Annotated in this window: 15 protein-coding genes and 2 pseudogenes; 11 read left to right on the plus strand and 6 right to left on the minus strand. The window is 55.8% G+C overall.

Going from position 1 to position 23,723, the window contains the following annotated elements:
* Positions 1-42: 42 nt before the first annotated feature.
* Complete coding sequence (nadK, locus tag QY76_RS06775) at positions 43-921, minus strand: NAD(+) kinase (protein ID WP_015872303.1); 879 nt, start codon at positions 919-921, stop codon at positions 43-45.
* Positions 922-1,093: 172 nt separating this feature from the next.
* Here nadK and grpE point away from each other — a divergent pair, with 172 nt between their 5' ends.
* Positions 1,094-1,672, plus strand: coding sequence for a nucleotide exchange factor GrpE (gene grpE, locus QY76_RS06780; protein WP_045425737.1), 579 nt, complete (start codon positions 1,094-1,096; stop codon positions 1,670-1,672).
* A gap of 45 nt (positions 1,673-1,717) precedes the next feature.
* Here grpE and ung read toward each other — a convergent pair whose 3' ends face one another.
* Positions 1,718-2,413, minus strand: coding sequence for a uracil-DNA glycosylase (ung, locus tag QY76_RS06785; protein ID WP_034165570.1), 696 nt, complete (start codon positions 2,411-2,413; stop codon positions 1,718-1,720).
* 399 nt (positions 2,414-2,812) lie between these two features.
* Between ung and grcA the strand changes: the two genes are divergently transcribed.
* Positions 2,813-3,196, plus strand: coding sequence for an autonomous glycyl radical cofactor GrcA (gene grcA / locus QY76_RS06790; protein ID WP_015872299.1), 384 nt, complete (start codon positions 2,813-2,815; stop codon positions 3,194-3,196).
* A gap of 79 nt (positions 3,197-3,275) precedes the next feature.
* Here grcA and QY76_RS19210 read toward each other — a convergent pair.
* Positions 3,276-3,703: pseudogene (locus QY76_RS19210) on the minus strand (IS4 family transposase); the annotation flags it as partial.
* 670 nt (positions 3,704-4,373) lie between these two features.
* Here QY76_RS19210 and QY76_RS06805 point away from each other — a divergent pair.
* From QY76_RS06805 to QY76_RS19570, 9 genes are all read left to right on the plus strand, one after another.
* A complete protein-coding gene (locus tag QY76_RS06805; protein ID WP_034165574.1) occupies positions 4,374-6,113 on the plus strand; it encodes a ShlB/FhaC/HecB family hemolysin secretion/activation protein in 1,740 nt (579 codons plus the stop codon).
* Positions 6,114-6,177: 64 nt separating this feature from the next.
* Positions 6,178-12,894: a filamentous hemagglutinin N-terminal domain-containing protein gene (locus tag QY76_RS06810; RefSeq protein WP_049648776.1), complete on the plus strand. Its 6,717-nt coding sequence runs from the start codon at positions 6,178-6,180 to the stop codon at positions 12,892-12,894.
* Positions 12,894-16,106, plus strand: coding sequence for a hemagglutinin repeat-containing protein (locus tag QY76_RS06815; protein ID WP_049648777.1), 3,213 nt, complete (start codon positions 12,894-12,896; stop codon positions 16,104-16,106). Before QY76_RS06810 ends, QY76_RS06815 begins: the two co-directional genes overlap by 1 nt.
* Positions 16,042-17,130, plus strand: a complete 1,089-nt coding sequence (locus QY76_RS06820) for a VENN motif pre-toxin domain-containing protein (RefSeq protein ID WP_052365574.1) — start codon at positions 16,042-16,044, stop codon at positions 17,128-17,130. The genes QY76_RS06815 and QY76_RS06820 overlap by 65 nt, the downstream gene beginning before the upstream one ends.
* Entirely contained in the window at positions 17,127-17,369 is a 243-nt protein-coding gene (locus tag QY76_RS06825; RefSeq protein ID WP_045425743.1) for a hypothetical protein, read from the plus strand. Before QY76_RS06820 ends, QY76_RS06825 begins: the two co-directional genes overlap by 4 nt.
* 298 nt (positions 17,370-17,667) lie before the next feature.
* The gene (locus QY76_RS19215; RefSeq protein ID WP_235439459.1) at positions 17,668-19,380 is read left to right on the plus strand and encodes a VENN motif pre-toxin domain-containing protein; all 1,713 of its coding nucleotides are present in this window, start codon (positions 17,668-17,670) and stop codon (positions 19,378-19,380) included.
* Positions 19,352-19,627, plus strand: coding sequence for a hypothetical protein (locus QY76_RS17795; RefSeq protein WP_071844130.1), 276 nt, complete (start codon positions 19,352-19,354; stop codon positions 19,625-19,627). The genes QY76_RS19215 and QY76_RS17795 overlap by 29 nt, the downstream gene beginning before the upstream one ends.
* Positions 19,628-19,648: 21 nt before the next feature.
* Positions 19,649-19,912, plus strand: coding sequence for a hypothetical protein (locus QY76_RS06835; protein ID WP_049648778.1), 264 nt, complete (start codon positions 19,649-19,651; stop codon positions 19,910-19,912).
* Between the two features lie 290 nt (positions 19,913-20,202).
* On the plus strand, positions 20,203-20,331 hold the full coding sequence (locus tag QY76_RS19570) for a hypothetical protein (RefSeq protein WP_256379294.1): 129 nt from the start codon (positions 20,203-20,205) through the stop codon (positions 20,329-20,331).
* Between the two features lie 107 nt (positions 20,332-20,438).
* Here QY76_RS19570 and QY76_RS17805 read toward each other — a convergent pair whose 3' ends face one another.
* The 3 genes and pseudogenes from QY76_RS17805 to QY76_RS17820 all read right to left on the minus strand — a co-directional run bounded on the left by QY76_RS17805 (position 20,439) and on the right by QY76_RS17820 (position 23,406).
* Positions 20,439-20,939: a hypothetical protein gene (locus QY76_RS17805; RefSeq protein ID WP_071844132.1), complete on the minus strand. Its 501-nt coding sequence runs from the start codon at positions 20,937-20,939 to the stop codon at positions 20,439-20,441.
* A gap of 148 nt (positions 20,940-21,087) precedes the next feature.
* Positions 21,088-21,774, minus strand: a complete 687-nt coding sequence (locus QY76_RS17810) for a Sir2 family NAD-dependent protein deacetylase (protein ID WP_072006776.1) — start codon at positions 21,772-21,774, stop codon at positions 21,088-21,090.
* Positions 21,775-22,305: 531 nt separating this feature from the next.
* Positions 22,306-23,406, minus strand: a pseudogene (locus QY76_RS17820) (IS3 family transposase).
* Between the last annotated feature and the right edge of the window lie 317 nt (positions 23,407-23,723).

The following is a 23,723-nucleotide window of genomic DNA, read 5'->3' on the forward strand; positions in this document are numbered from 1 at the left end:
AGTGTCCGGCGCAAATATTTGCGCGCCGCGCCGTATACCCGGTTAAAACAGCTTCTTTGACCAGCCCAGCTTGCTGCTGAGGGTATTGAAGTAGCTGTAATCCTTAGGGTGGATCAGGCTCAGATAAAACGGGCTGCGCTGAACGATCACCTCCTCTCCCTGCTGAATAGGCAGCGCAATTTGGCTGTCGCAGCTGATCTCCAGCTCATTGCTGAAGTGGGAGAAGCGCAGGTGAATTTTGCTGTTGCTGTCGATCACCAGCGGGCGCGCCGAGAGGGTATGGGGGAACATCGGTACCAGGGCGATAGCGTCCAGGGTGGGGGCCAGAATCGGCCCGCCGGCGGAGAGTGAATAGGCGGTGGATCCGGTCGGCGTGGAGATGATCAGTCCGTCGGAGCGCTGGGAAAAGGCGAAGGTGTCGTTGATGTACACCTCAAACTCGATCATGTGCGCCACTTTGCCCGGGTGCAGCACCACTTCGTTGATGGCGGTACTACGCCGGTGCATCTGTCCGTCGCGGCAGACCTTGACCTCCAGCAGAAAGCGGCGTTCGCGGCTATATTCTCCCTCCAGCACGCAGGAGAGCTGCTGTTTAGCGTTGTCCGGGTCGAGATCGGTCAGAAAGCCCAGATTGCCCCGGTTGACGCCGATGACGTCGACGTCATAGCGCGCCAGAATGCGCGCCGCCCCCAGCATATTGCCGTCGCCGCCGACCACCACCGCCAGATCGGCCTGTTGGCCGATGTCGGCCAGGGTGCCGGTCAGCGCATGCTGTAGCTTTAAATCGCGGGCGATCTGCCGCTCCACGATCACCGGGTAGCCCTTCCCCGTCAGCCAGTGAAACAGCATCTCATGGGTCGCCAGTGCGGCGGGGTGGCGCGGGTGACCGACCAGCCCAATGGATTCAAAGCGTTTGTTCATGTTCCGATTTTCCTTGGCTGCGCGCCATCGTCTGGGCGGCGGCGCAGGTGGATCTCAGCCTGATGCGGGCGACAGAATGACGCCCATTGTGCCCGGCTCTCTTGAATCGCCGGCTTTCATCCCCATAATAAGCCAAGTAGCGAGATAAATGCCAAAAACCGCGGAGAATTCCATGAGCAGTGAACAACAAAACATGACGCAAGAGCCGGCTAACGTAGAACAGGTTGAAAACGAAGCGCTTCAGGCTGAGACTCAGGGCGCCGGTGCGGAGCCGGACGCGCGTGATGCCCGCATTGCAGAGCTGGAGGCCCAGCTGAAGGCCACGGGGGAGCATGAGCGTGAGACGATGCTGCGCGCCCGTGCCGACGTGGACAATATCCGCCGCCGCGCCGAGCAGGATGTCGAGAAGGCGCATAAGTTCGCGCTGGAGAAGTTTTCCGGGGAGCTGCTGCCGGTGATCGATAACCTGGAGCGTGCGCTGGAGCTTGCCGACAAGTCCAATACCGAGCTGGTGTCGATGATCGAAGGGGTGGAGCTGACCCTGAAATCCCTGCTGGACGTCGTACGTAAGTTCGGCGTGGAGCAGGTGGCGGAGGTGAACGTGCCGTTCAACCCCGAGGTTCACCAGGCGATGACCATGATGGATTCGCCGGATCATGCGCCGAACCAGGTGATGATGGTGATGCAGAAAGGCTATACCCTGAACGGTCGCCTGATCCGCCCGGCGATGGTCGCTGTCTCTAAAGGCTGATTCGGTTCAGGATAGGCGCAAAAACCAGCCCGCGGGCTGGTTTTTTTATGCCTGCGGCTCATCCTGCGGCAGGCGTGGCTGCCAGTCGATAGGCGTCATCCCCTGCTCCTGCAGAAGTTGGTTGGTCATGGAGAAGTGTTTGCAGCCCAAAAAGCCGCGGTGAGCCGACAGGGGAGAGGGGTGCGGCGCCTTCAGCACGCGGTGGCGCTGGGTATCGATGATGCGTCCCTTCTTCTGAGCATGGGCGCCCCACAGCAGAAAGACGATGCCGCTGCGCTGGCTGTTCAGCGCCTCAACCACCCGATCGGTAAACTGCTCCCAGCCCAGTTGGGCGTGAGAGTGCGCCTGGCCGCGCTCGACGGTCAGTACGGTGTTGAGCAGCAGCACCCCCTGATCGGCCCAGCTTTTCAGATAGCCATGGCTGGGGATCTCAAAGCCGGGAATGTCGCTCTTTAGCTCTTTGTACATATTCTGCAGGGAGGGCGGTGTCGGCACGCCGGGCAGTACCGAAAAGGAGAGGCCGTGCGCCTGATTCGGGCCGTGATAGGGATCCTGCCCCAGGATCACCACCTTCACGTCGTTGAACTCGGTAAAGCGGAATGCGTTGAACACATCCTGCTGTGGAGGGTAAATGGTCTTACCATTACTGCGCTCAGTGGCAACAAAGGTCAGTGTGTCGCGGAAATAGGGCTGATCTTTCTCGGCACCGATTACGTCATGCCAGGTGAGTGACGTGGTCATCTGCACTTCCTTTGTTTTTATTCGTTGATTCTCATGTGGTTGCAGCGCCTGTGCGCGTCCGGTTTTCCGGTGCGCACAGGCTTTGGGCTGCCTTAAGGGTAGCTTACCCTGTCCCCGCTAGTAGGGGAACCGCCCAGCGGCGCATTTCACGCCGTCTCCTTAGCAAAAAAACTCTTTTTACCTTATGGCAATTTTTATCAAACTTGATGTAAAACATAAATTTGCCAATATGGTAAAAATTCCAAGCCAAATAAAATTGATTTAGATCAAAGAGTGCGGGGTATTTAACTGGTATATAACACATCAAGACAACATTGGTTTTACCAAATGGCCCGCCGACGGGGCTGGCACCATGACCGAATTGGCCGATTTTTGCTCTATCTCAATTGGAGGCAACAAATGATTAAAGGTATTCAGATCACCAAGGCTGACAACGCTGACCTGCTGAACTCTTTCTGGCTGCTGGACACAGAGAAAGGCGCCGCGCGCTGCCTGTGCGCCAAGGGCGGCTACGCTGAGGATCAGATGGTCGCGCTGGACGAGCTGGGCGCATTCGAATCCCGTGACGTGGAGCTGGACGTCGCGCCGAGCGTGCGCGTGGAAGGCGGTCAGCACCTGAACGTTAACGTGCTGCGCCGTGAAACGCTGGAAGACGCCGTGAAGCATCCGGAAAAGTACCCGCAGCTGACCATCCGTGTGTCCGGCTACGCGGTGCGCTTCAACTCCCTGACCCCGGAGCAGCAGCGCGACGTGATCACCCGTACCTTCACCCAGAGCCTGTAAGGGGCGGCGGCACGGGCCGCACGGTGGCGTCAATCAAACAAAAAGGAGCCGAAAGGTCTGAGGGCTCCTGGAAACATTGTCAATGTACCACGGTGATGTTTCTGTAGGCCCGCGCTATCTCAGCGTATACCTGTCGGGGTTTATCCCCGACAGTTTCTCCGGTGGCTGACGGTGCGCATTTTCACTCAACGTCAGATACGACAACATCCGTCCCGACTTCACATTGCCCGCTTATATTTTTTCCGGGGCAATACTCCGTGAATCATATAATGATGCTATAGATCAGACACAATGCGGGTATTTACATATCTCCCCGGCTCAGATCATAACGCCCACGTTTCCCATCCCGAAAATTCTGCACCATCTGCATCCGGTAACGGTAGATCTTCACTCTCTTGTGCGGCTTATCCCCCATTAGAATGGTAAAGACAGTCACGGCTGACGGACGTTTTTCCGGTATTTTCTGTCAGTGTTGGGGTAGTGCTGCCTGCTTTTCCTGCCCGTCGCAGTGAGCGCGCTGCAGGCGGTCATGACGGGGAGGAGGCTCACCGCGATATCCCACTGACTGGGAAAGGCGGAAAACATCTTCTTGCATACCGCCAGCGGTGAGATATGAAGACGTTGTGCGATTTCGTCGCCAGCTGGGCGGCGATGCGTGTATTGGTGGCAGCGGATATTGATGGTATAGGGCGAGTCGTCGCGGGTGCGATGGTTCCGGCCTGTATGCCTGCCCTGCGGGAACGGCCCTATGATGGTATCCAACACCCCATATGGAAGGAGATACACCAGCAACAGATTGACGTTTTACACGGCCCTGGCCTGGTTCTCCCTTCCCGGGCGTATTGCGCCGGATATTTGCGCGAAGCTGGCGCGTCTTACGTGAATGGATATTGCTGAGAAGATCAGGGAAGTTATGCAACAGACAGCCTGCGCCTCGCCGGTGTTGCCGAACTCCCCCACGATGTTACTGCCACCCTCTCCCGGTAGCATCATCAGGAAAACCTGTGACTCAAAAGCGATCTGGTCGGGTCACCGCTCCTCAATTATCGACTTTTCAGAGAAAGTGAATCCCAGCGGAGGTCAGTTATGCATCCAGTCTGGTTGTTTTATGAACAACCCCTGTGGATAATATATGCTTATTTACACTTTGTTACAGTGGCCATTTCAGGGATCATACATGCAGGGAAGACTCAGGCCGCGCTTATCAGCCCGGTCACTATGGCTGGGGATGCTGGGAGGTTGGATGGTGTCGGGTGCCCTGGCGGCACCGGGAGAGGAAAGCAGACTGCAACAGGATGCCGCCCGGCAGTTTCAGCAGCAGGAGCTGCAGCAAAAAGCCCGCAATGATGCCCTGACGCCAAAAGCGCCGGATATCCGCCTTTCTGAGAATGCCCCCTCTCCCTCTCATCTGATCTTTCCTGAAGAAACGCCCTGCTTTGCGATTAACCAGGTAATGCTGACCGGGCAGGATGCCCTGCCTCACTGGATTCCGCTCACACGTCTGGCGAACCAGGCTGTGGGGCACTGCGTGGGGGTAAAGGGCATCAATCTACTGATGAGTGCGCTGCAAAACCGGCTGATCAACCATGGATGGGTGACATCCCGGGTGCTGGCACCACAACAGGACTTGAGCCGTGGGGTGCTGCAGTTGCGCATCGTTCCGGGGATCGTGCGGGATGTGCAGCTGACGCCTTCATCGTCATCCCGGTTCAGCCTGTATTCAGCGATGCCAGCCCGTCGTGGCAACCTGCTGGACGTGCGGGATATTGAACAGGGGCTGGAGAATCTGCAGCGGTTACCGACGGTGACCGCCCGGATGGCCCTCCACCCGGGCGAGGCACCGGGGGAAAGCGATATTCTGGTAGAGCGTACCCAGTCACGCTTTTGGCGTGTCGGTGCCTGGGTCGATGACACCGGCACCCGAGATACCGGTCGTTACCAGGGCGGCGTGATGCTGGCGCTGGATAATCCGACCTCGTTTTCCGACCTGCTTTACGTCACTGCCAGCCGGGACCTGGGGTTTACCGGCGGGAAAAGCAATAAAAGCCTGTCCGGTCACTATTCGGTGCCGTTTGGTTACTGGCTGCTGGGCATCACCGCCAGTGATTATGACTATCATCAGACCGTTGCGGGGCGCAATGCCGATATCCTGTATGCGGGTAAAAGCCGTTCGCTGGATGTGCAGCTCAGCCGCGTGCTGCATCGTAACGCCACCTCAAAAACCATCGCCACCTATGACGTACTGGTGCGCGAAACCCGCAATTTTATCAGTAACGTTGAAATCGGTGACCAGCAGCGGCGTACCAGCGCCTGGCGGCTGGGGTTAACCCACCATCGTTATCTGGGCGGGGCAACGCTGGATGTGGGGGGGAGTTATCAGCGCGGTACGCGCTGGTTCGGCGCTCTGCCGGCACCGGAAGAGCAGTGGGACGACTATGGTGGCGTGACCGCGCTATCAAAAATTCTCAGTTGGAATGCGTCGATCACTGTGCCCTTTACGCTCGCCGGGCAGGCGTTCAGCTGGAATACCACCTGGCGACGACAAATGAGCAATACGCCGCTCACGCCGCAGGATGAGTTCTCCATTGGCAACCGCTGGACGGTGCGCGGCTTTGATGGTGAACGTATGCTCAGCGCCACCAACGGCTGGACGGTACAGAATACGCTGGCCTGGCGCACACCGTTGCCAGCGCAGGAGCTGTATCTGGGGGCGGACTACGGGGAAGTGAGCGGCAACAGCACCACGCTGAGCGACCTGACGGGCCGTCATCTGGCCGGTTCGGTTCTGGGGGTACGCGGTGCCGTCTCCTCCGTCGGTGTCAGTTATGACCTGTTTACCGGGCTCCCCCTGTCTAAACCGACGGGGTTCAAAACCGACCCGGTGACGTTTGGCTTTAGCCTGAGCTGGAACTATTAACCCTTTATGACGAGCGGCGACCCGCTTGGGTCTGTCACCTAAGATACCCGGGGAGCTCCTGATCATGAACAAACACCTCTACCGCATTGTTTTTAGCTATGTCCGCGGCATGTTGATGGTGGTGGCTGAGATTGCCCGCAGCGGGCGGTTCCGTACGGCGCGCCGCCGTTCACCTGCGGGTGGTCCAGAGGCCCAGGTGCGACTCTCCCCGCTATCTCTGGCACTGTGGCTGGCGGCGGGGTTCATCACTCTGCCGGCGCAGGCCAATATTGTGGCGGATGGTAATGCTCCCGGTAACCGGCAGCCTACCGTGCTGTCCACGGCCAACGGGCTACCGCAGGTCAATATCCAGACCCCGAACGACCGCGGGGTTTCGCGCAACCAGTATACCCAGTTTGAGGTGGGCGCTCGCGGCGCCATTCTGAATAACAGCCATAAAAATACCGCCACTCAGCTCGCGGGAATGGTTGCGGGTAACCCCTGGTTGGCGAAACAGGAGGCCAGCATCATCCTCAACGAGGTCAACAGCCGTAACCCCAGCCAACTGAACGGGTTCATCGAAGTTGCCGGCAGACGTGCCGAGGTGGTGATTGCCAATCCGTCCGGCATCACCTGCAGTGGCTGCGGCTTTATTAATGCCAATCGTGCCACATTGGCCGCGGGTCAGGCACAAATGGATAACGGTCAACTGAAAGGGTTTGATGTGAATGGTGGCCGCATCAATATCGACGGCAAGGGGCTGAATGCCAGTGATACCGATTATACGGCGCTGATTGCCCGGGCGGTAACGGTTAACGGTAAGGTACATGCCCGCGAGCTCAAGGTGACCGTCGGCCAGAACGTAACGGACAGCCAGGGCAGCGTTACCCGGATAAAACCCCCGGGCGCTGACGATAAACCGGCGTTTGCTCTTGATGTGGCGGCGCTGGGCGGCATGTATGCCAATAAAATCACCCTGGTGGGCACCGAAAAGGGCCTGGGGGTGCGTAACGGTGGTGAGCTGGGCGCTGGCGCGGGTGAGCTGACGCTTAATGTGGACGGCACGCTGGATAACCGCGGCCAGCTGCAAAGCCAGAGCTCTCTGCTGATAGCCAGCCAGGGAGATGTTAACAATCCCGGGCGCCTGACGGCGGGCAAAAATGTCAGCCTGTCAGTCGGCGGCATGTTGCATAACGATGGGCTGATTGGCGCGGGGAATAATGCCTCCCTGACCGCACGCCGCATTGAGAGTACATCCGGCAGCCAGCTGGCCGCCGGAGTGGACGCTCAGGGCGGGATAACCCAGCCGGGCAATCTGGTACTGACCAGCCAGGGAGTGTTAAAAGCCCATGGCCAGAATCTGGTACAGCATACGCTGGAGGCCCGGGGTAGCCGGGTTGATATCAGTGGCAGTCAGACCTCTGCGAAAAACCTGACGCTGACGGCGACACACGACGACGTCCGCACGGCGGGGGCAACCCTAAAGGCAGAACATGCTCATATACAGGCCGCCACCGGATTTAATAACGACGACGGCCGACTGTCGGTGGGCTCATTGTCGTTGCGTGCACAGAGCATCGACAATAATCACGGATTGTTGCGTCAGGAGCGTATGCAGGATCTGATCCTCGACAGCGGGCTGATACGCAACAACCAGGGTATGCTGATCAGTGGGGGCAATACCGTTATCCGGGCCGGGCGGGTGGAGAATCGTGGGGGGCTGTTGGCCGGTAACGGGCGGGATCTCAGCGTCACCGCCGCGCTGCTGGATAATCAGCAGGGCACGGTACAGCTGGCCGGGAACGGGACGCTGTCAGTACAGGCTGACGCCCTGCAGGGGCATCAGGGTACCCTCCAGTCGGCGGGGGCACTGCGCCTCGCCGGTCATGACCTGGACCTTTCCGGTGGACAAACCCGGGCGCAGCAACTTTCGGTCACCGCTGACACACTGAATAGCCAGAACGGCTTGCTGTCGCAACGCGGTGACGGCGGGATGATGGTGATCCTCAGCGGTCATGCGGACAACCGCGCTGGATGGGTAGAAAGCGACGGCAGCCTGACGTTCAGCGCGGCGGAGCTGGATAATACCGATGGCACCCTGCAGGCCGCCGGCCATGGCAATCTGACGCTGAATATACAGGGCGATATCACCAACAGCCGTGGCAAACTGCTGGCCAGTGGGGCCGTGAGTCTGACCGCCCGTCAGCTGGACAGCCAGAGTGGGCTGGTTTCCGCCCGCGGCGGAGATGCGACCCTTTCCCTGAGTCAGGCGCTGAATAACGCCGGTGGACGCATTGAGGCCAGGTACGCGGTTGACACCCGCAGCCAGGTGCTCAGTAACGTCGTGGGTACCGTGCTGGGGAAATGGGTATCCATCGATACCCGACAGGGCCAACTGTTCAATACCGGCGGCAGCATAGTGGCTGACGGACGTCTGCAGATTAACAGCGGCGGGCTTGACAACGCAGGCGGACGCCTGCAGGCCGGGGACTATCTGCGTCTGGATACCCACGGCCAGGCACTGAGCAATACCCGGACTGCATCAGCGGGGATACTGAGCGGGGGCGCTCTGTCGTTGATCACCGGGGATATCGACAATAGCCAGGGGGTGATGGCAGCCACGGGCGGAATGACCATTACCAGCCAGGAACTCAACAATACCGCGGGCAAGCTGCTCGCCGGCCAGGGGCTGACCCTGACCGGCCTCGCTCTCAACAACGCACGCGGGCTGCTGCAGTCAGGCGCGCAGCTGTCCCTGAATACGCAGGGTGAACGGCTGACCAACAGCGACAGCGGTGCCACGGGAGGGCTGGTCGCCCGGGGTGATCTGCTGCTGAATACCGGGCTATTCGACGGCCATCAGGGTGTGATTTTCGGGGAAAATGTCCGTATCGATACCCATCGGCAGGCATTCAGCCACCAGAACGGTCAACTGATGGCCGGTGGGGAATTGCAGCTCGATAGCGGTCTGCTGGATAACAGCGCGGGGCTCATCCAGTCGGGAGGCAACGGGCAACTCAACACCCACGGACAGACGTTGATCAACCGGGAGAGCAGTAAGCGCGGGGGGATCGTCACCGGCGGAGCGCTGACGCTCAGCGCGGGCAATATTGATAACCTGCTGGGCACGCTTATCGGCCACGGCGATACCACCGTGACGGCGGGGCATCTCGATAACCGTACCGGCACCCTGGCAAGCGCCGCCGGACACCTCCGTCTGGCCGTGGGTGAAACCCACAACCAGGGCGGTCTGCTGCAGGGGGCGAGCGCCCTGACGCTGGATACACAGGGGCAATCGTTGTTCAACGCCGACAGCGGGGACACCGGCGGCATTCGCAGTCAGGGTGTGCTGACCCTGACGAGCGGCACGCTCGACAACCCACGGGGTGTGATAGCGTCATCGGGGCTGGCCCGACTGAATACCACTGACCTGAATAATCAGCGCGGGCAGCTGGCCGGTCATGACGGACTGGTACTCACCACCCACACATTGACCAATACCGCGGGTCGCCTTTACTCTGGCGCCGGTTTGACGCTCGACACACAGGGGTATGCGCTGGAAAACACCGACAGTGGTGAACAGGGCGGTATCGTCGCACTGAACGATCTCCGCCTCAGCAGTGGCTACCTGAATAATTATGCGGGTTTTATCGCCGCCAGCGGACAGGCTGATCTTGTTACCGCCATATTGAACAACGCCGATGGGCAGGTGGCCGGTAACGGTGGCCTGTCAGTTCATAGCCTGGCGCTCAGCAACACGAACGGTAAATTGCAGTCGGCGGCAAAGCTACTGATCGATACGGCAGGGCACGCGCTCGACAATCAGCGCGGACAGATAACGGGTGATGCCCAGACACGCATCGACAGCGGCGCGCTGGATAACCGGTACGGAACCCTTCAGGGGGGCACTGGCCTGACGGTCAATACCCGGCAGAATGGTCTGGCCAATCAGCATGGCACCCTGCTTGCTGTGGAAGCATTGACGCTTGAGGCCGCTCAGCTCAACAATCATTCCGGTGAGATAACCAGCCTGGGTAACGGGCAACTTACTCTCAGTCAGCAACTTGATAACACGCAGGGACGGGTGCGAGCGGGTCAGTCCTTGGCCATCACCGCCCGCCAGATCATAAACCGGGAGACCAACGCGCAGGGCACCGGGATTGAGGCGGCATCGCTCACGCTGTCAGCGCGGCGGCTGGACAACACCCACGGCGCGCTCAGGGCGAGCGCGCAACTGGTGGCCACCGTGCGTCAGGCGCTGGATAATGTGGCCGGATTGATTTCATCAGGCGGGGAGCTGACGGTTCAGGATGACGCGCAGGGGCAGACACTGTCGATACATAACCTGCGTGGTACGCTCATTGCCGGGACGGAGGGGCAGATCACCGCCGCCGCACTGAGCGGCGACGGCCAGGTGTTGTCCCGGGGCAATCTGGGTCTCCATCTGGCCCGCACTTTCCACAATACGCAGACGGCGGGTGCCAATGGCCATCTGACCCTGGAGACGCCGGCAGCTGTCGTCAACGACGGACGTATCACTGCCGGCGATACGCTCACCCTCACGGGACAGCAGGTCATCAACAGCGCACAGGCTGAAATCGGTGCGCAGGAGACCCATGTCACCGCCCGGGAGTTACTCAGCAATAGCGGGCTGATAGACGGCGCGCTTACCCACCTGACCGCAAATATCCTCACGAACACCGGTACCGGGCGTCTTTACGGCAACCATGTGGCCATTCAGGCCGCTACGCTCAATAATCTGAATGCCGATAACAGGGCGGCGGTTATCGCCGCGCGTGAACGGCTGGAGATTGGTGCCGACAGTGTCAATAACCATGACCATGCCCTGATAACCAGCCAGGGTGACCTGCACATTGGCGGGCAGTTGGATACGCAGTATCAGGCTACCGGTCAGGGGGGTGTGCTCAATAACCACGGCGCCATCCTTGAAGCGGGCCGTGACGGCAGCATCAGCATGCGGGCGGTGAATAACACCAACCGTCATCTGGAGACAGAAGTGGTACAGGTGGAGGAAAGCCTGCATCACGACGCGGTGCTGCAAGGGCAGACCACCCGCTATGACTGGGATAAGGTGGATACCCGTGAACAGAACAAGTATGGCGTTCACACCGCAGTGATGCCGGACGGCAGCCGCAATGACGAGTTTTACGAATACCGGTACACCCGCACCGTTATGGAGACCCAAATCAAGGATACCGATCCGGGCAAAATTCTTGCCGGGGGCAACCTGACGCTGACGGCCGACCGGGTGGTCAACCACGACAGCCATATGGTGGCTGGCGGTACCTTGGGCGGCGTTATCGGTGAGGTCAATAATCAGGCCACGAAAGGTGAGCGCACCACCACAGATGTCGGCCGGCAAAAACGCTGGTATGCGAAGAAGACAAAGAAAATAATTGGCGGCACCGAAACCTCTCAGGGGCAGAGCACCAGTAATTACAGCCCGCCACCGGTGACAGAAACCATCGACCTGAACAGCCTGATATGGCGCGGAGAGACCGCGCCGGATGGCAGCGGCTACCGGGCAGACGGGCGTCAGACGGCCCGCGTCGGTACAGCGGTAGCCAGCGTCAGCAACATCGATGCCATCAGCGCGCGGGGGCCGGTGCCCATGACGGCATTACCGGGCGGCACCGTCACCCTGACGGGCCTGACGGGCCTGGCGGAAATGAAGGACCGTCCGCTGGTACTGCCGGCCGGCCAGCGGTTTGCGCTGACGCTGCCGCCCACGCTGGCCGACGGACAATCCGTGACGCCGGTTATCAGGATAGTGTCCCCGGACACGCGCCTGCCGGACAACAGCCTGTTCACCCTGCACCAGAGTATCGACAGCCACTATCTGGTGGAGGCCGACCCAAGGTTCACCGACCAGAGACAATGGCTGGACAGCGACTATATGCAAAACGCCCTGCTCAGTGACCCCGCCAGGATGCATAAACGCCTGGGTGACGGGTACTATGAGCAGCGGCTGATACGCGATCAGGTCACGCAACTGACCGGCAGCCGTTATCTGGCCGGTTACGGCAGTGATGAAGAGCAGTATCTGGGGCTGATGAACAGCGGCATCGTGTTTGCCAGGCAGTATGGTCTTGAGCTGGGGGTGGCCCTAAGCGCGGCCCAGATGGCGTTGTTGACCGCGGACATGGTCTGGCTGGTGGATCAGACCGTCACCCTGCCGGACGGCAGCTCGCAGACGGTGCGGGTGCCGCAGGTGTACGCCAGGATGAGGGAGGGTGACCTGACCGGTGACGGCGCCCTGCTGGGGGGAACACAGGCGGTGCTTAACAGCCGCGGCGATCTCACCAACAGCGGTACGATTATAGGGCGTGAGGTGACGCAACTGACTGGGCAGACCCTGACCAACAGCGGGTATATTCAGGGTAACAGCGTTGATCTGACCGCCCGTCAGGATATCCATAACGTCGGTGGCCGGCTGCGGGGTGACTCGTCGCTTTCCCTGCTGGCCGGGCGCGATATTGTCAGCCAGACCACCGCCCGCACGGACGGCAGCGAGCGCTGGCTTGACCGGCCGGCGGGGATATATGTACAGGCTCCGAACGGTATGTTGATGCTCAGCGCGCTCAACGATATCACGCTCTCCGCGACGGACATCAATAATGCCGGCGATAACGGCACGAGCCGGCTTCAGGCGGGTAACGACCTGCGGCTGAACGCGGTAACCACCCGTCACAGCGAGTACGGTGACTGGGGGGTGGTACTACCCGGGACCTCGTACAGCAGGCCGATGTCGGCACCCGGCTCAGCACCCGGGGGGCACTGATGCTCGGTGCCGGCCGGGACCTCACCACCACCGCGGCGGATGTCGCCGCCGGGGGCGCCCTGACGGTGCTGGCGGGGCGGGATATCCGGCTCACCACCGGCGATGCCATCACTGACCTGGTTGAACACAGTAAACAACGCAGCCGGGGCCTGCTGTCCTCCTCATCGCTGGAAACGCACGACGAAGCCCATGACCTCCGGGCGCTCAGCTCCACCCTTTCCGGCGCCAGCGTCAGAATCGCCTCAGGGGGAAATACGCGGGTCACCGGCAGCAATGTGGTGGCAGAAAAGGATGTGCGGATCAGTGCCGCCAAAAACGTTACGGTGGAGGCGGCCACGGATCGCAGTAACGTTTACCACAGGACAGAGACGAAGAGATCGGGTGTTTTTGGCAGCGGCTCTGGTATCGGCATCAGCGTCGGCTCGCAGTCGTCAGAATCTACCCGTCAGCGTACCGAAACCACGCAAAGCGATACACGCAGCACGGTGGGTACCCCCGGCGGTAATGTCATCATCCGCGGTGGAAACCAGGCGACGCTGAGCGCTGCCGATATCATCGCCGGCCGGATAGTGGATGGCACATCCCGTACCACCGGACATATCGATATTACCGGTAGCAATATCGCCATTATCCCGGGACGGGACACCGTCACTGACTCGGTGATGCATGAGAGCAAATTCTCCGGTATTACCGTCAGCGTGAAAGCGCCGTTTGAAAATACCGTGCGTAACATACGTGACACGCTTCGCGGAAGGGATAAAAACGGCAGCGCGATCGTCGATAAGGTGAAGTCTCTGAGTGCGGAAGGGGCGGCACTGGCGCTGGACGGTCCGGGGCAGGCGATGGCGCTCTCCGTGGGTCGCAGTAAATCTTCTGCTGAATCGCATTACCAGGGGGAATTTAACCACGGTAGTCACCTTGCCGCTGCGGGCAATATTCAGATGACCGCCACCGGCAAAACGGGGGGCAGCGACAGCGGAAATATTCTGATCGTCGGAAGCCGGGTGAGCGCGGGCGAGGCGACGATGCTGGAGGCGAAGCGTGACGTTAATATCACCACCGCCATGGATACCGAACAGTACAGCAACAGCAGTAAATCCTCCGGCTGGGGTATCACCTCTGAAATGCCGACTGCCGGCAGCGTCGTCCGGGCCATAACCGGAGGCGGAAAACACGGCAGCCAGCTCCTGCCGGGCGGCATGATCCGCTCAGAGGACAACAGTAACGGCACCAGGACCATGGAGCGCGCGTCGGCCGTTCAGGGCACGGATATTTACGTCAACAGCCGTCAGGGCAGCGTAAACATCGGTGGCAGCCGGCTTAGCGCCACGGACGACCTGCTGCTGTCGGCCATTAAGGGTAATATTACGGTGGCCGCCGGGCGTGACACGTCTCACAGTGAACACAGCAGCAGCAGCCAAACTTTCGGCACCCTGGGCGGGGACGGCTACAGCGCCACGGTGGGTTACCGTCGCGAGCAACACAGCAGCCGTGAGGATGCGGTCAGCGAAAGCGGACAGCGCAGCCGGTTAACGGGCGCCAACGGCAACATCATCGCCCGGGCAGGAGGGGATATCTCCCTGTCGGGGACGGATGTCCGGGCCGGGAAGTCGGCCAGCCTGAGCGGTCAGAACGTGCTGATGGACGTCAGCCGTGACAGCCGTGACGGTGAAACTCACAGCCGCAGCTCGCAGTACGGGGTGACGGCCACCGCCGGAGGCTGGGCGATTGACGCGGCCAAAGCGGCTGAGGCCGCAGCCCGCCGGATGGAGAGCGGTGACAATGCATATCTGACCGCCCTCAGGGCTGGCCGGGCAGGCGCCACGGCGGCACAGGGCGCACTGTCGGACAGCGCCGTCATCAAAGGCGGGGTCTCTGTCACTCTGGGCTCCTCCGCGCAGGACAGCCGATACCACAGTACCCGTACGCAGGGCACCACCATCAATGCCGGTGAGAAGGTCTCCATTAACGCCCGCGGCGATATCGCCGGTCAGGGTGTACAGATTGGCGCTAAGCAGGGGGTGCTGGATGCGGGACGGGATATCCTGCTGACCGCTTCCCAGGATACAAACGGCCATGAAAGCCAAAGCCGCGGCCGTCAGTTCAGCGCCGGGGTGGGCGTGAGCCTGATGGGTGCCCAGAACGGTATCTCGGTGGAGCTGGGGGCGTCGCAGCAGAAGGGGAGGGAACACAGCCAGTCACTGGGCAACACCAACAGCGTCATCCGTGCTGACGGGCAGCTTACGGTAAACAGCGGGCGGGACTCCGTGCTGAAAGGCGCAGAGCTGAAGGGTAACCGTGTGGTGGTAAGCAGCGGACGAGACCTGATCCTCAGCAGCGTTCAGGATACCGCCAGCTATGACAGTAAATTCTCCTCCTCCGGTGCAGGCCTGAGCCTGTGCATTCCCCCGCTGTGCTATGGCGTGTCTTCCGGTAACGTCAGCGCATCAGGGGAAAACGTCACCCAGAATGGCCGGAGTGTGTCCAGCCAGACCGGCATTTTTGCCGCTGAGGGCGGCTTTGACATCACCGTGGGTAACCATACCCAGATGGACGGGGCGGTTATCGCCTCTGGCGCCGCTGGCGGCAATAACCGGCTGTTTACTATCCATCCGGTGCGGGCAATAAAGCAAAGTATTTTCTCTTATTATCAAAATACACATAGCGGGACGGATATCCGTAACACAATCGAAACGAGCGGTAATAGTCATACCTTGGCGATATCGGGCAGTGCGGGCGGGGGTGAAAACCGCAATGTGGCGCCGGCTGTCGGTAGCGGGCAGGCGGCAGAGCGCGGCAGTGGCATCACGTCAGCGGCCATCAGTCACGGCAGCATAATCATTGGGGATAAAGATAATCAGATTCAGGATATTGCGGGTCTGAGCCGTGATACAGCGAATGCCCATCAGGGTGTGGGGGTGAGTGGCGTGGTGCAAAAGGTGAGGGATAGCCTGGCGGCGCAGAGTGAGGGGATGGCGCTGGGGGTTGCCGCGCTGGATGTGTACGGCAAGTATGCGGAGCAGAAGGCGAGGGAGTCTAATACCGCGCTGGCAGCCAGACTGACGGCGGAGGGGCGAATGGAGGGGAAAACGGCGCAGGAGCGGGAGGCGTACCTGAAGAGCCAGCCGGGTTATCAGAGTACAGACTATGGTCCCGGAAGCGAGTTCTGGACAAAGGGCAGCGCGGCTGCTGGCGGGTGCGCTCGGAGGTAACCTGAAGGCGGGAGCGGCGGCCGGAGCGGCACCGCTGCTGGCCTCTCTGGTCAGGGATGTGCAGAACGACGCGGCGCGGGCGGCCCTTCATGGGATAGTGGCGGCGGCATTAACGGAGCTGGGTGGCGGGCATGGCGGTGACGGGCTGAAGGCAGGTGCCGCGGGTGCGGTGACGGCGTCGCTGGCAGGGCCGCGTCTGGTGAGGGCGCTGTACGGCAAAGAGGATATGGACGGGCTGAGCCCGGATGAGAAACGTCTGGTGAGCAATCTGGTGTCTGTTATTGGTGGCATCGCGGGCTATACGGCGGGTGACACCGATATAGCAATGGCCGTCATCGGTGCAAACGCAGCCCGGGTGGAGGTGGAGAATAACCTTCTTGGCGGTAGTGAGTGGCTTCAGACCGATAAAGCCAGGGAGCACGCTGCGGATGTTCTCTCCTGTCGTGATAATCCGTCGGGAGAAGCCTGCAGGCGAGGACTGGCCGAAAATAAAGCTTATGCCGCTGCATTAGCTACAGGTAGCGTTGCACTGTTACCCGGTGGAGCTCAGGCGATGTGGGGACTTGGTGCTGGGGCGAATGCGGGGATCGGCTATCTAGCAGACGGTTCGATAGATCCGGCAAACGTAGCGATTGCTGGCTGGGTAAACGTTATCTCCATGGGTAATGGCCTTGCGGGCACCGTGGGCTGGAATGCCGCAGGTGGTGCGCTGGGTAGCTGGATAGATGATAAAGATCCGTTGTCAGGTGCGCTAATCAATGGCGCCGGTTCGGGCATTGGCTATGGTATTGGAAAAGGACTTTCATGGGGTGTTAATGCAGGGGCAAATTGGTGGAAAGGTGGCTGGGATCCGAAGTTTAATGCTGAGCTGAGAAGTGTTACTGAAGTGAAAGGGGAACTTGGGCTTTCAAAAGAAATGAAACCAAGCAACCTGCCTAGGAGCTTTGGTGATATTAGTTCTTCTTTCTCATCTGAGTATGGTGGGAAAAAACTTGAGCCGATCATTGAGGATAAATTGAAATGAAAACCCTCAATGAAAAGGTGTTCAGCCTGCTAATTATTTTTTTCATTTGTACACTGGGGATTGTTATTAGCTTCCTGTCTATTGCCTTGGTTATAGATATTTTAATATGGCTACTGACTGGAACTTTCGATTTAACAAAAACTGAAATGTTTAAAGTCATTAGGATTGGTTGCATTGTTGGTGGTTTCACCGGTTTTGTGTTTGTCATTGCAAGGCTGTTGAGGTTGAAAGGTTTTTAAGTCGAAAAAGAATTACTTCGATAGTCTTAAAAGGTGTGTCGGGGCAAAAAGTTCCTTGGCCGGCAGTATAGTAGGTGAAAATGGTTGTCATTAACTGAAATAACAGAGAAACACTGTTGTCAGAGCAGGGGGCATCGGATCGAGTTGTTGTTGAGAATAACTCGCTGGCTGGATGGGAAGGTCTGCCGAAAGGGCTGATTGACTATGGAGTTGCTGCACTGTCTTGGAATCAATATGTCGAAGCAAATGGCCTGACACCCGAACAGAAGCAGGCTGGGCTGGATAGGCTGACAAGATCATGAATTACCTGATGGTTCTATCGGGCAGTGCGGGAGGGGGTGAAAACCGCAATGTGGCGCCGGCTGTCGGTAGCGGGCAGGCAGCAGAGCGCGGCAGTGGTATCACGTCAGCGGCCATCAGTCACGGCAGCATAATCATTGGGGATAAAGATAATCAGATTCAGGATATTGCGGGTCTGAGCCGTGATACAGCGAATGCCCATCAGGGTGTGGGGGTGAGTGGCGCGGTGCAAAAGGTGAGGGATAGCCTGGCGGCGCAGAGTGAGGGGATGGCGCTGGGGGTTGCCGCGCTGGATGTGTACGGCAAGTATGCGGAGCAGAAGGCGAGGGAGTCTAATACCGCGCTGGCAGCCAGACTGACGGCGGAGGGGCGAATGGAGGGGAAAACGGCGCAGGAGCGGGAGGCGTACCTGAAGAGCCAGCCGGGTTATCAGGGGACAGACTATGGTCCCGGAAGCGAGTTCTGGACAAAGGGCAGCGCGGCAGCGGGGCTGCTGGCGGGTGCGCTCGGAGGCAACCTGAAGGCGGGAGCGGCGGCCGGAGCGGCACCGCTGCTGGCCTCTCTGGTTAGGGATGTGCAGAACGACGCGGCGCGGGCGGCCCTGCATGGGATAGTGGCGGCGGCATTAACGGAGCTGGGTGGCGGGCATGGCGGTGACGGGCTGAAGGCAGGTGCCGCGGGTGCGGTGACGGCGTCGCTGGCAGGGCCGCGTCTGGTGAGGGCGCTGTACGGCAAAGAGGATATGGACGGGCTGAGCCCGGATGAGAAACGTCTGGTGAGCAATCTGGTGTCTGTTATCGGTGGCATCGCGGGCTATACGGCGGGTGACACCGATATAGCAATGGCCGCCATCGGTGCAAACGCAGCCCGGGTGGAGGTGGAGAATAATCTGCTGGGTGCAACATCTTCAGACAAGCTTGAGAAGGTTATTGAAAAGATCAAAAACGGTGATAAGACATTAGCCATCGCGAATGACCTTATTAAACTGGAGAATGCCGATAAGCGCAGCGATGCGCTGATCTCAAAATATCTTAAAGATCCTTCACAGATGAGCAGCGCGGAACAAGCTGAGCTGGCGACTTATCTACGCATTTACGCTAGTGAAATGGAAAAAGAATATGGCCAAGCGGTGTCCCAGGAACTGGTTAAGGGGTTGCTGTCTGGGCAAGATTACATAAAACGCAATCCAGATTCTGAGGCGATGGCGAAGGCCCAGAACATTATGAATACATGGGGTTACCATAAATCGAATGCCAGTATTGGTGATGCGCCTGTAATGTTCGGAGGCAGCGTGCTGGGACTTACTGTGAAAAGTATGGCAGCTAATGCCGCAATTGGTGTTGGAGTTAACTCTGCCGCTCAGCTTACCGGAAAAGACCCATTTAGTTATGTGGATGCGATAATGGCTGGCGTAACAGCAGCAGCGACAACAGGAAAAGGTATTATCGTCTCAACCCCTATCAATATGGGTGGTGCGGCAATTGGTAGTAGTATTAAGGGGGAGGAACCGACGAACTCAGTAATTGGAACGGGATTAGGTTCATTATTTGGTGGCGGTATGGGAAAAATTATATCAGGGTCTATGGGGTCGTCTGTCAAGGAAGGGACATCGGATATCATTAGTAATATTGGGGGCTCGATTACTAGTGAAACTATTGGGAATGTGACAAAAGGAACACTTGATGAAGCTGATAAATCCATTAAAAAGTGATCAGGGGATTAACCTGAACACCCTCATTATACTAATATTACGTTGTGTAATATGTATTTTTATTCTAGCAGTAGTTGGCTGTCTCCTTGGCAGGTTAATGGTGTTTTTTAAAACTAATGTCTTGTTTTTTGATTGGACAAAGGATCTTTTTTACTCTTTGAAAGTAGGTGTTTTTGCTGGTACGTTAGCAGGTGGCGGTATCTGGATAAAGGCAAAACTACAAGAAAGAAAAAAAGATGGTAAATAATTCAATAATAATCTCAGTTTTTTGACTGGGATTGTTGTTGAGAATAACTCGCTCGGTGATGGATTTAAGCTGCCAAAAGGGCTGATGGATTATGGTGCAGCAGCACAATCTTGGAATCAATATGCCGAAGAAAATGGCCTGACACCCGAACAGAAGCAGGCTGGGCTGGATAGGCTGGCGAAAGGCGATCTGCCAGAGGGTGTCAATATCACCAAAGCTATTGTTGAAGGTTATCAGGATGGGGTGATGATTGCAGGAGCGTGGTATCTATTTTTATTGTATTAAATGTCGTGACTATTTTTTTGGCATCAATTACTTTATACGTCTCAGGAGAGTTATTGTTCTTTTTTTTAAAAGGGGTGCCAATAAACTTCACTATGGAAAATATATTTATACTCAGTAAGATTAGTCTTGGTGTTGGAGGGTTTGTCGGCGGTGGAATGTGGATGGCTCGTTTATTAAAATTAAAAGGATTCTAAGATCCTATCTCAGTAGGCATATATTGTTGCATCCAGTTTAGACTCGGGCAGCACGCAACAAGCGGAGCGTACACGCAGTATGTGAGGATTGTGAGCATGGCCCAAGACCAAAATGGAAAATCAATGCCTATTGAGATAGGCTCTAAGGCGGAGTTTACCAAAGCGGTAAACTCATTAGGTAATTTAAATTTGATTGTTAGATCTTCTAAAAGTAAGAAAAAATAGGTTCGCTGTTAATTGTGGTATAACAAAAGATTAACATCCGTTTTCATCTTGTTATGCTCATACCATATTACTGCCGCAGCACGATGCTGCGGCGAATTAAGTATTTATTATTCACACTCCTCTTGTCCAAATATTCTGTATGTTGGGAAGTGTACATTATCGTTATATAGATATCTAAATACCGAAACTTCAGGTAATAGATTTCTTCTGTTACCCCAATTATAGACATGTGTCTCTAGCGGAATGTCATTACTGATGGTATTTATGTTTGAAGAGTTTAATGCTGGAGAGTGCGTGAAGATGAGTAGTTTTTCTGCTACAGAGATCTGCTCGTTCCACTCCTTATCGGAAACTTCCTCATTTCCAGCAAATCGCCCAACATAAATTTTTAGTTCATTTTCATCTTGCACATATCCCCATTTGGTATGTTGAAGAATACGAACACCAAATGTTTGATATGTAGCTTGACCTATGTATAGCAAGACGTTTGAACCATAAACTGTATGAACTCCATAGGCTTGGTATAGACCATAATCTTTTCCAGAGTTCATGCTCTTAATTTGTTCTAGTGAGTATGGGCCATCCCATTGGATATGTATCTTTTTCATATTACTAGCATTAACCTTCGCTATAATTGTTTATTGATTCGATATAATCTATTTTGTGATTTGTTTGTGAAGTAAAGTGTGATTTTTTATGCGCTACTTGTTCTCGCTTAGTAATTTGCTAGCCATTTAGTAACAAGATTCGGTACTGCTATGCTTGCTCGGTCTTGAATAAATTAAAATCCGTAATGTCATTTTTGAGAATGTAAATAAATGATGATTTTTTCGAATTTTTAGGTGATAGCTTTAGCGGTATATTAATAGGGTATACTGATAGTGATGTGCCAATAACCAAAACCTTATCTGCGGGAGGCATGTAACGTTGGCATAGTTCAAGATTGTGCATATCTTCACCAAATAGGACAACGTCTGGGCGAAGTTGATGATGGCCACTTGCCAAGTTACCAATAAAAAGAGGTTTTCCGTTTAATTTTAATCGTACAGTAGCGTTATGTTCACTGTGGGCATAATCGATCTCGCTATGAACATATATGACTGTTTGTGATCCCACTTTTTCGTGCAGGTTATCTATATTTTGAGTTATTATGAAGACTTCATATCTATCTTCTAAGCGTTTTAGTGATAAATTTGCCTCATTTGGAGCTATTAGTTCTCTTATGTAATTAAAAAAATCAAGTAGCGCAGCGGGATCAGGCAGCCAAGCATCGATACTGGCAAGTTTAGTCCACGAAAATATCTGCCAAAGTCCATCTGAACTTCTAATCGTTGGGATTCCACTTTCTGCACTGACTCCAGCGCCAGAAAGGATAACAATCTTTTGAGTATGTAGTGATTGTATGCAGTGCATATGAACTTTAAAAATAATTATTATTGACACAGTGTCGTATAAATTCTATAGACCATATCATAACTCAGCTTATTGTAGTAGTCATATGGGATTTGTATGATGATTTTTCTTGATGGCGAGCGGGTAACTCCACCCGGAAGGGTTAGAACATATTGGCATGATGAGGCAATTAAGTTATTAGAACCGGGGGCGTGAAAGAAATTAGCCCTGCTCATGATTTAGGCGATGATACCTGTGGTACTGGATATGACGTCATAGTTTGGATCTAGGAAGAAGTAATAACCCGTGGTTTTATACTTCCAATAATAAAAATTCGCTCAGAAAATTCTTCTGCTAAGATTAAGGTGCAACTTGGCATTGATGATATAAATAGATATAGGTGATTTTATTTTTAAGTTATCATTTTGATAGCAACAAGTTCAAACAGGGATATTGTGAAATTGGCATTCATTGTGTGAATTTTACGCCTATTTCAAACCGCTGCGTACGCAAGCGCACATACGCTATGCAGTTTAACTGAATGTTAGGATTGCGGTAGTGTTAAGTATTCTCCCCCTAATATTAGGGCCTGGCTAAATCAGAGAACCGGGCCTTTTGCAGACTTTGGATGAATTTCTCCGGAGTCTGGTTATTTAACGATGAATGGGGTCTGCTTCAGCTACATTCTTGTCGCCACTGTTCGATCTTTTCCTGCGTATCGTCCAGTGACAGGAATCAATGAACGTTCAGACACTCATCCCGAAAACTACCGCTAAATGACTCGATCGGCGCATTATCCATCAGTTTTCCTGGCCGTGAGAAGTCCATTGTTATACCGTTTTCATATGCCCAGTGATCCAGTGCTTTAGATATAAATTCACTATCATTGTCTGTCTGAATCCGTTCGGGCATTCGCTGTCTTAACGCTTTTAAACGTACCATCACTGTGACGACATCTTCCCCATGTAGCCCTTGAGCTACATGGATCGCCAGGCACTCACGACTAAAATTATCGACTACAGTCAATGCACGGATACGGCGTCCGTTGAACGGATTATCAGCAACGAAGTCCATGCTCCAGCACTGGTCTATGGCCGTCACTTCTGGAGGGATACTTCTATGTTGGGCTGTCACATGCCGGCGGGAGCGTTTCGTCCGTAAACTCAGACCTTCCTGACAATAAATTCGGTGTGTTTTCTTATGATTAATCAGCTACTCTTCCCGGCGTAGAAGAATATGAATACGCTGAACACCGTAGCGAATGCGGGTTTTAGCTATTTCCCTTATCCGTAAGGTGATGGCTCGATCAGCACGGCAGCTACGATAGTTATACACCGTGTGGCTTTGCAGCATCAGACGACAAGCCGACGTAACCCGATACGGTAGGCCTCCAACAGTCAGGCGATGACCTCGCGCTTCTGCGCCGTTTTGATAAACCTCCTGCAGCATCTCTTTGTCCAAGCTTAAATCTGCCACCAGACGTTTCAAACGTAGATTTTCTTCCTCGAGCTGGCGCAAACGACGCAATTCGGTTATGCCCATGCCGCCAAACTTTTTTTCCAATTGTAAAAAGTGGCCTCAGAAATTCCCATCTTTCTGCAGAATTCCCCCTACTCGAGTGCCGGTTTCGGTCTGTTTCAGCGCAAAAGCAACCTGTTCCTCGGTATAACATGTCTTTTTCATACCAGATAATCTCTTTTTTCAGGAAAATGAAGACCGAAAGCTCTACTTTACACTGTTCCTGAACAAAGGGAGTGAATCACCCCGTCAGACCGAATGCTGGTTAACGATAGTCGCTGGTTAAACTGCGTGTTTGCTATTGTCGCCTCCGTTGGGAGTGGGACACCAAAGGATAATTTTCTGGATGGTGGATACTATCAATAGATAGATCAATATCCAGATCTGGCTAATATAGGCTGTCCCGCTCCATCTGCTCCACATTAAAAGCTACATCATCAGAGCGCGCTTGCCGAGGCTACCACGGGCGAAATCGTAGGTAT

The sequence above is a fragment of the Edwardsiella sp. EA181011 genome (assembly GCF_000800725.1).
Lineage (GTDB): Bacteria > Pseudomonadota > Gammaproteobacteria > Enterobacterales > Enterobacteriaceae > Edwardsiella > Edwardsiella anguillarum.

Bases quoted from the DNA above. Each gene is read 5' to 3' on its own strand.
- nadK (WP_015872303.1), bottom strand. From the start codon at position 921: ATGAACAAACGCTTTGAATCCATTGGGCTGGTCGGTCACCCGCGCCAC.
- grpE (WP_045425737.1), top strand. From the start codon at position 1,094: ATGAGCAGTGAACAACAAAACATGACGCAAGAGCCGGCTAACGTAGAA.
- ung (WP_034165570.1), bottom strand. From the start codon at position 2,413: ATGACCACGTCACTCACCTGGCATGACGTAATCGGTGCCGAGAAAGAT.
- grcA (WP_015872299.1), top strand. From the start codon at position 2,813: ATGATTAAAGGTATTCAGATCACCAAGGCTGACAACGCTGACCTGCTG.
- QY76_RS06805 (WP_034165574.1), top strand. From the start codon at position 4,374: ATGCAGGGAAGACTCAGGCCGCGCTTATCAGCCCGGTCACTATGGCTG.
- QY76_RS06810 (WP_049648776.1), top strand. From the start codon at position 6,178: ATGAACAAACACCTCTACCGCATTGTTTTTAGCTATGTCCGCGGCATG.
- QY76_RS06815 (WP_049648777.1), top strand. From the start codon at position 12,894: ATGCTCGGTGCCGGCCGGGACCTCACCACCACCGCGGCGGATGTCGCC.
- QY76_RS06820 (WP_052365574.1), top strand. From the start codon at position 16,042: ATGGTCCCGGAAGCGAGTTCTGGACAAAGGGCAGCGCGGCTGCTGGCG.
- QY76_RS06825 (WP_045425743.1), top strand. From the start codon at position 17,127: ATGAAAACCCTCAATGAAAAGGTGTTCAGCCTGCTAATTATTTTTTTC.
- QY76_RS19215 (WP_235439459.1), top strand. From the start codon at position 17,668: ATGAATTACCTGATGGTTCTATCGGGCAGTGCGGGAGGGGGTGAAAAC.
- QY76_RS17795 (WP_071844130.1), top strand. From the start codon at position 19,352: ATGAAGCTGATAAATCCATTAAAAAGTGATCAGGGGATTAACCTGAAC.
- QY76_RS19570 (WP_256379294.1), top strand. From the start codon at position 20,203: ATGGCCCAAGACCAAAATGGAAAATCAATGCCTATTGAGATAGGCTCT.
- QY76_RS17805 (WP_071844132.1), bottom strand. From the start codon at position 20,939: ATGAAAAAGATACATATCCAATGGGATGGCCCATACTCACTAGAACAA.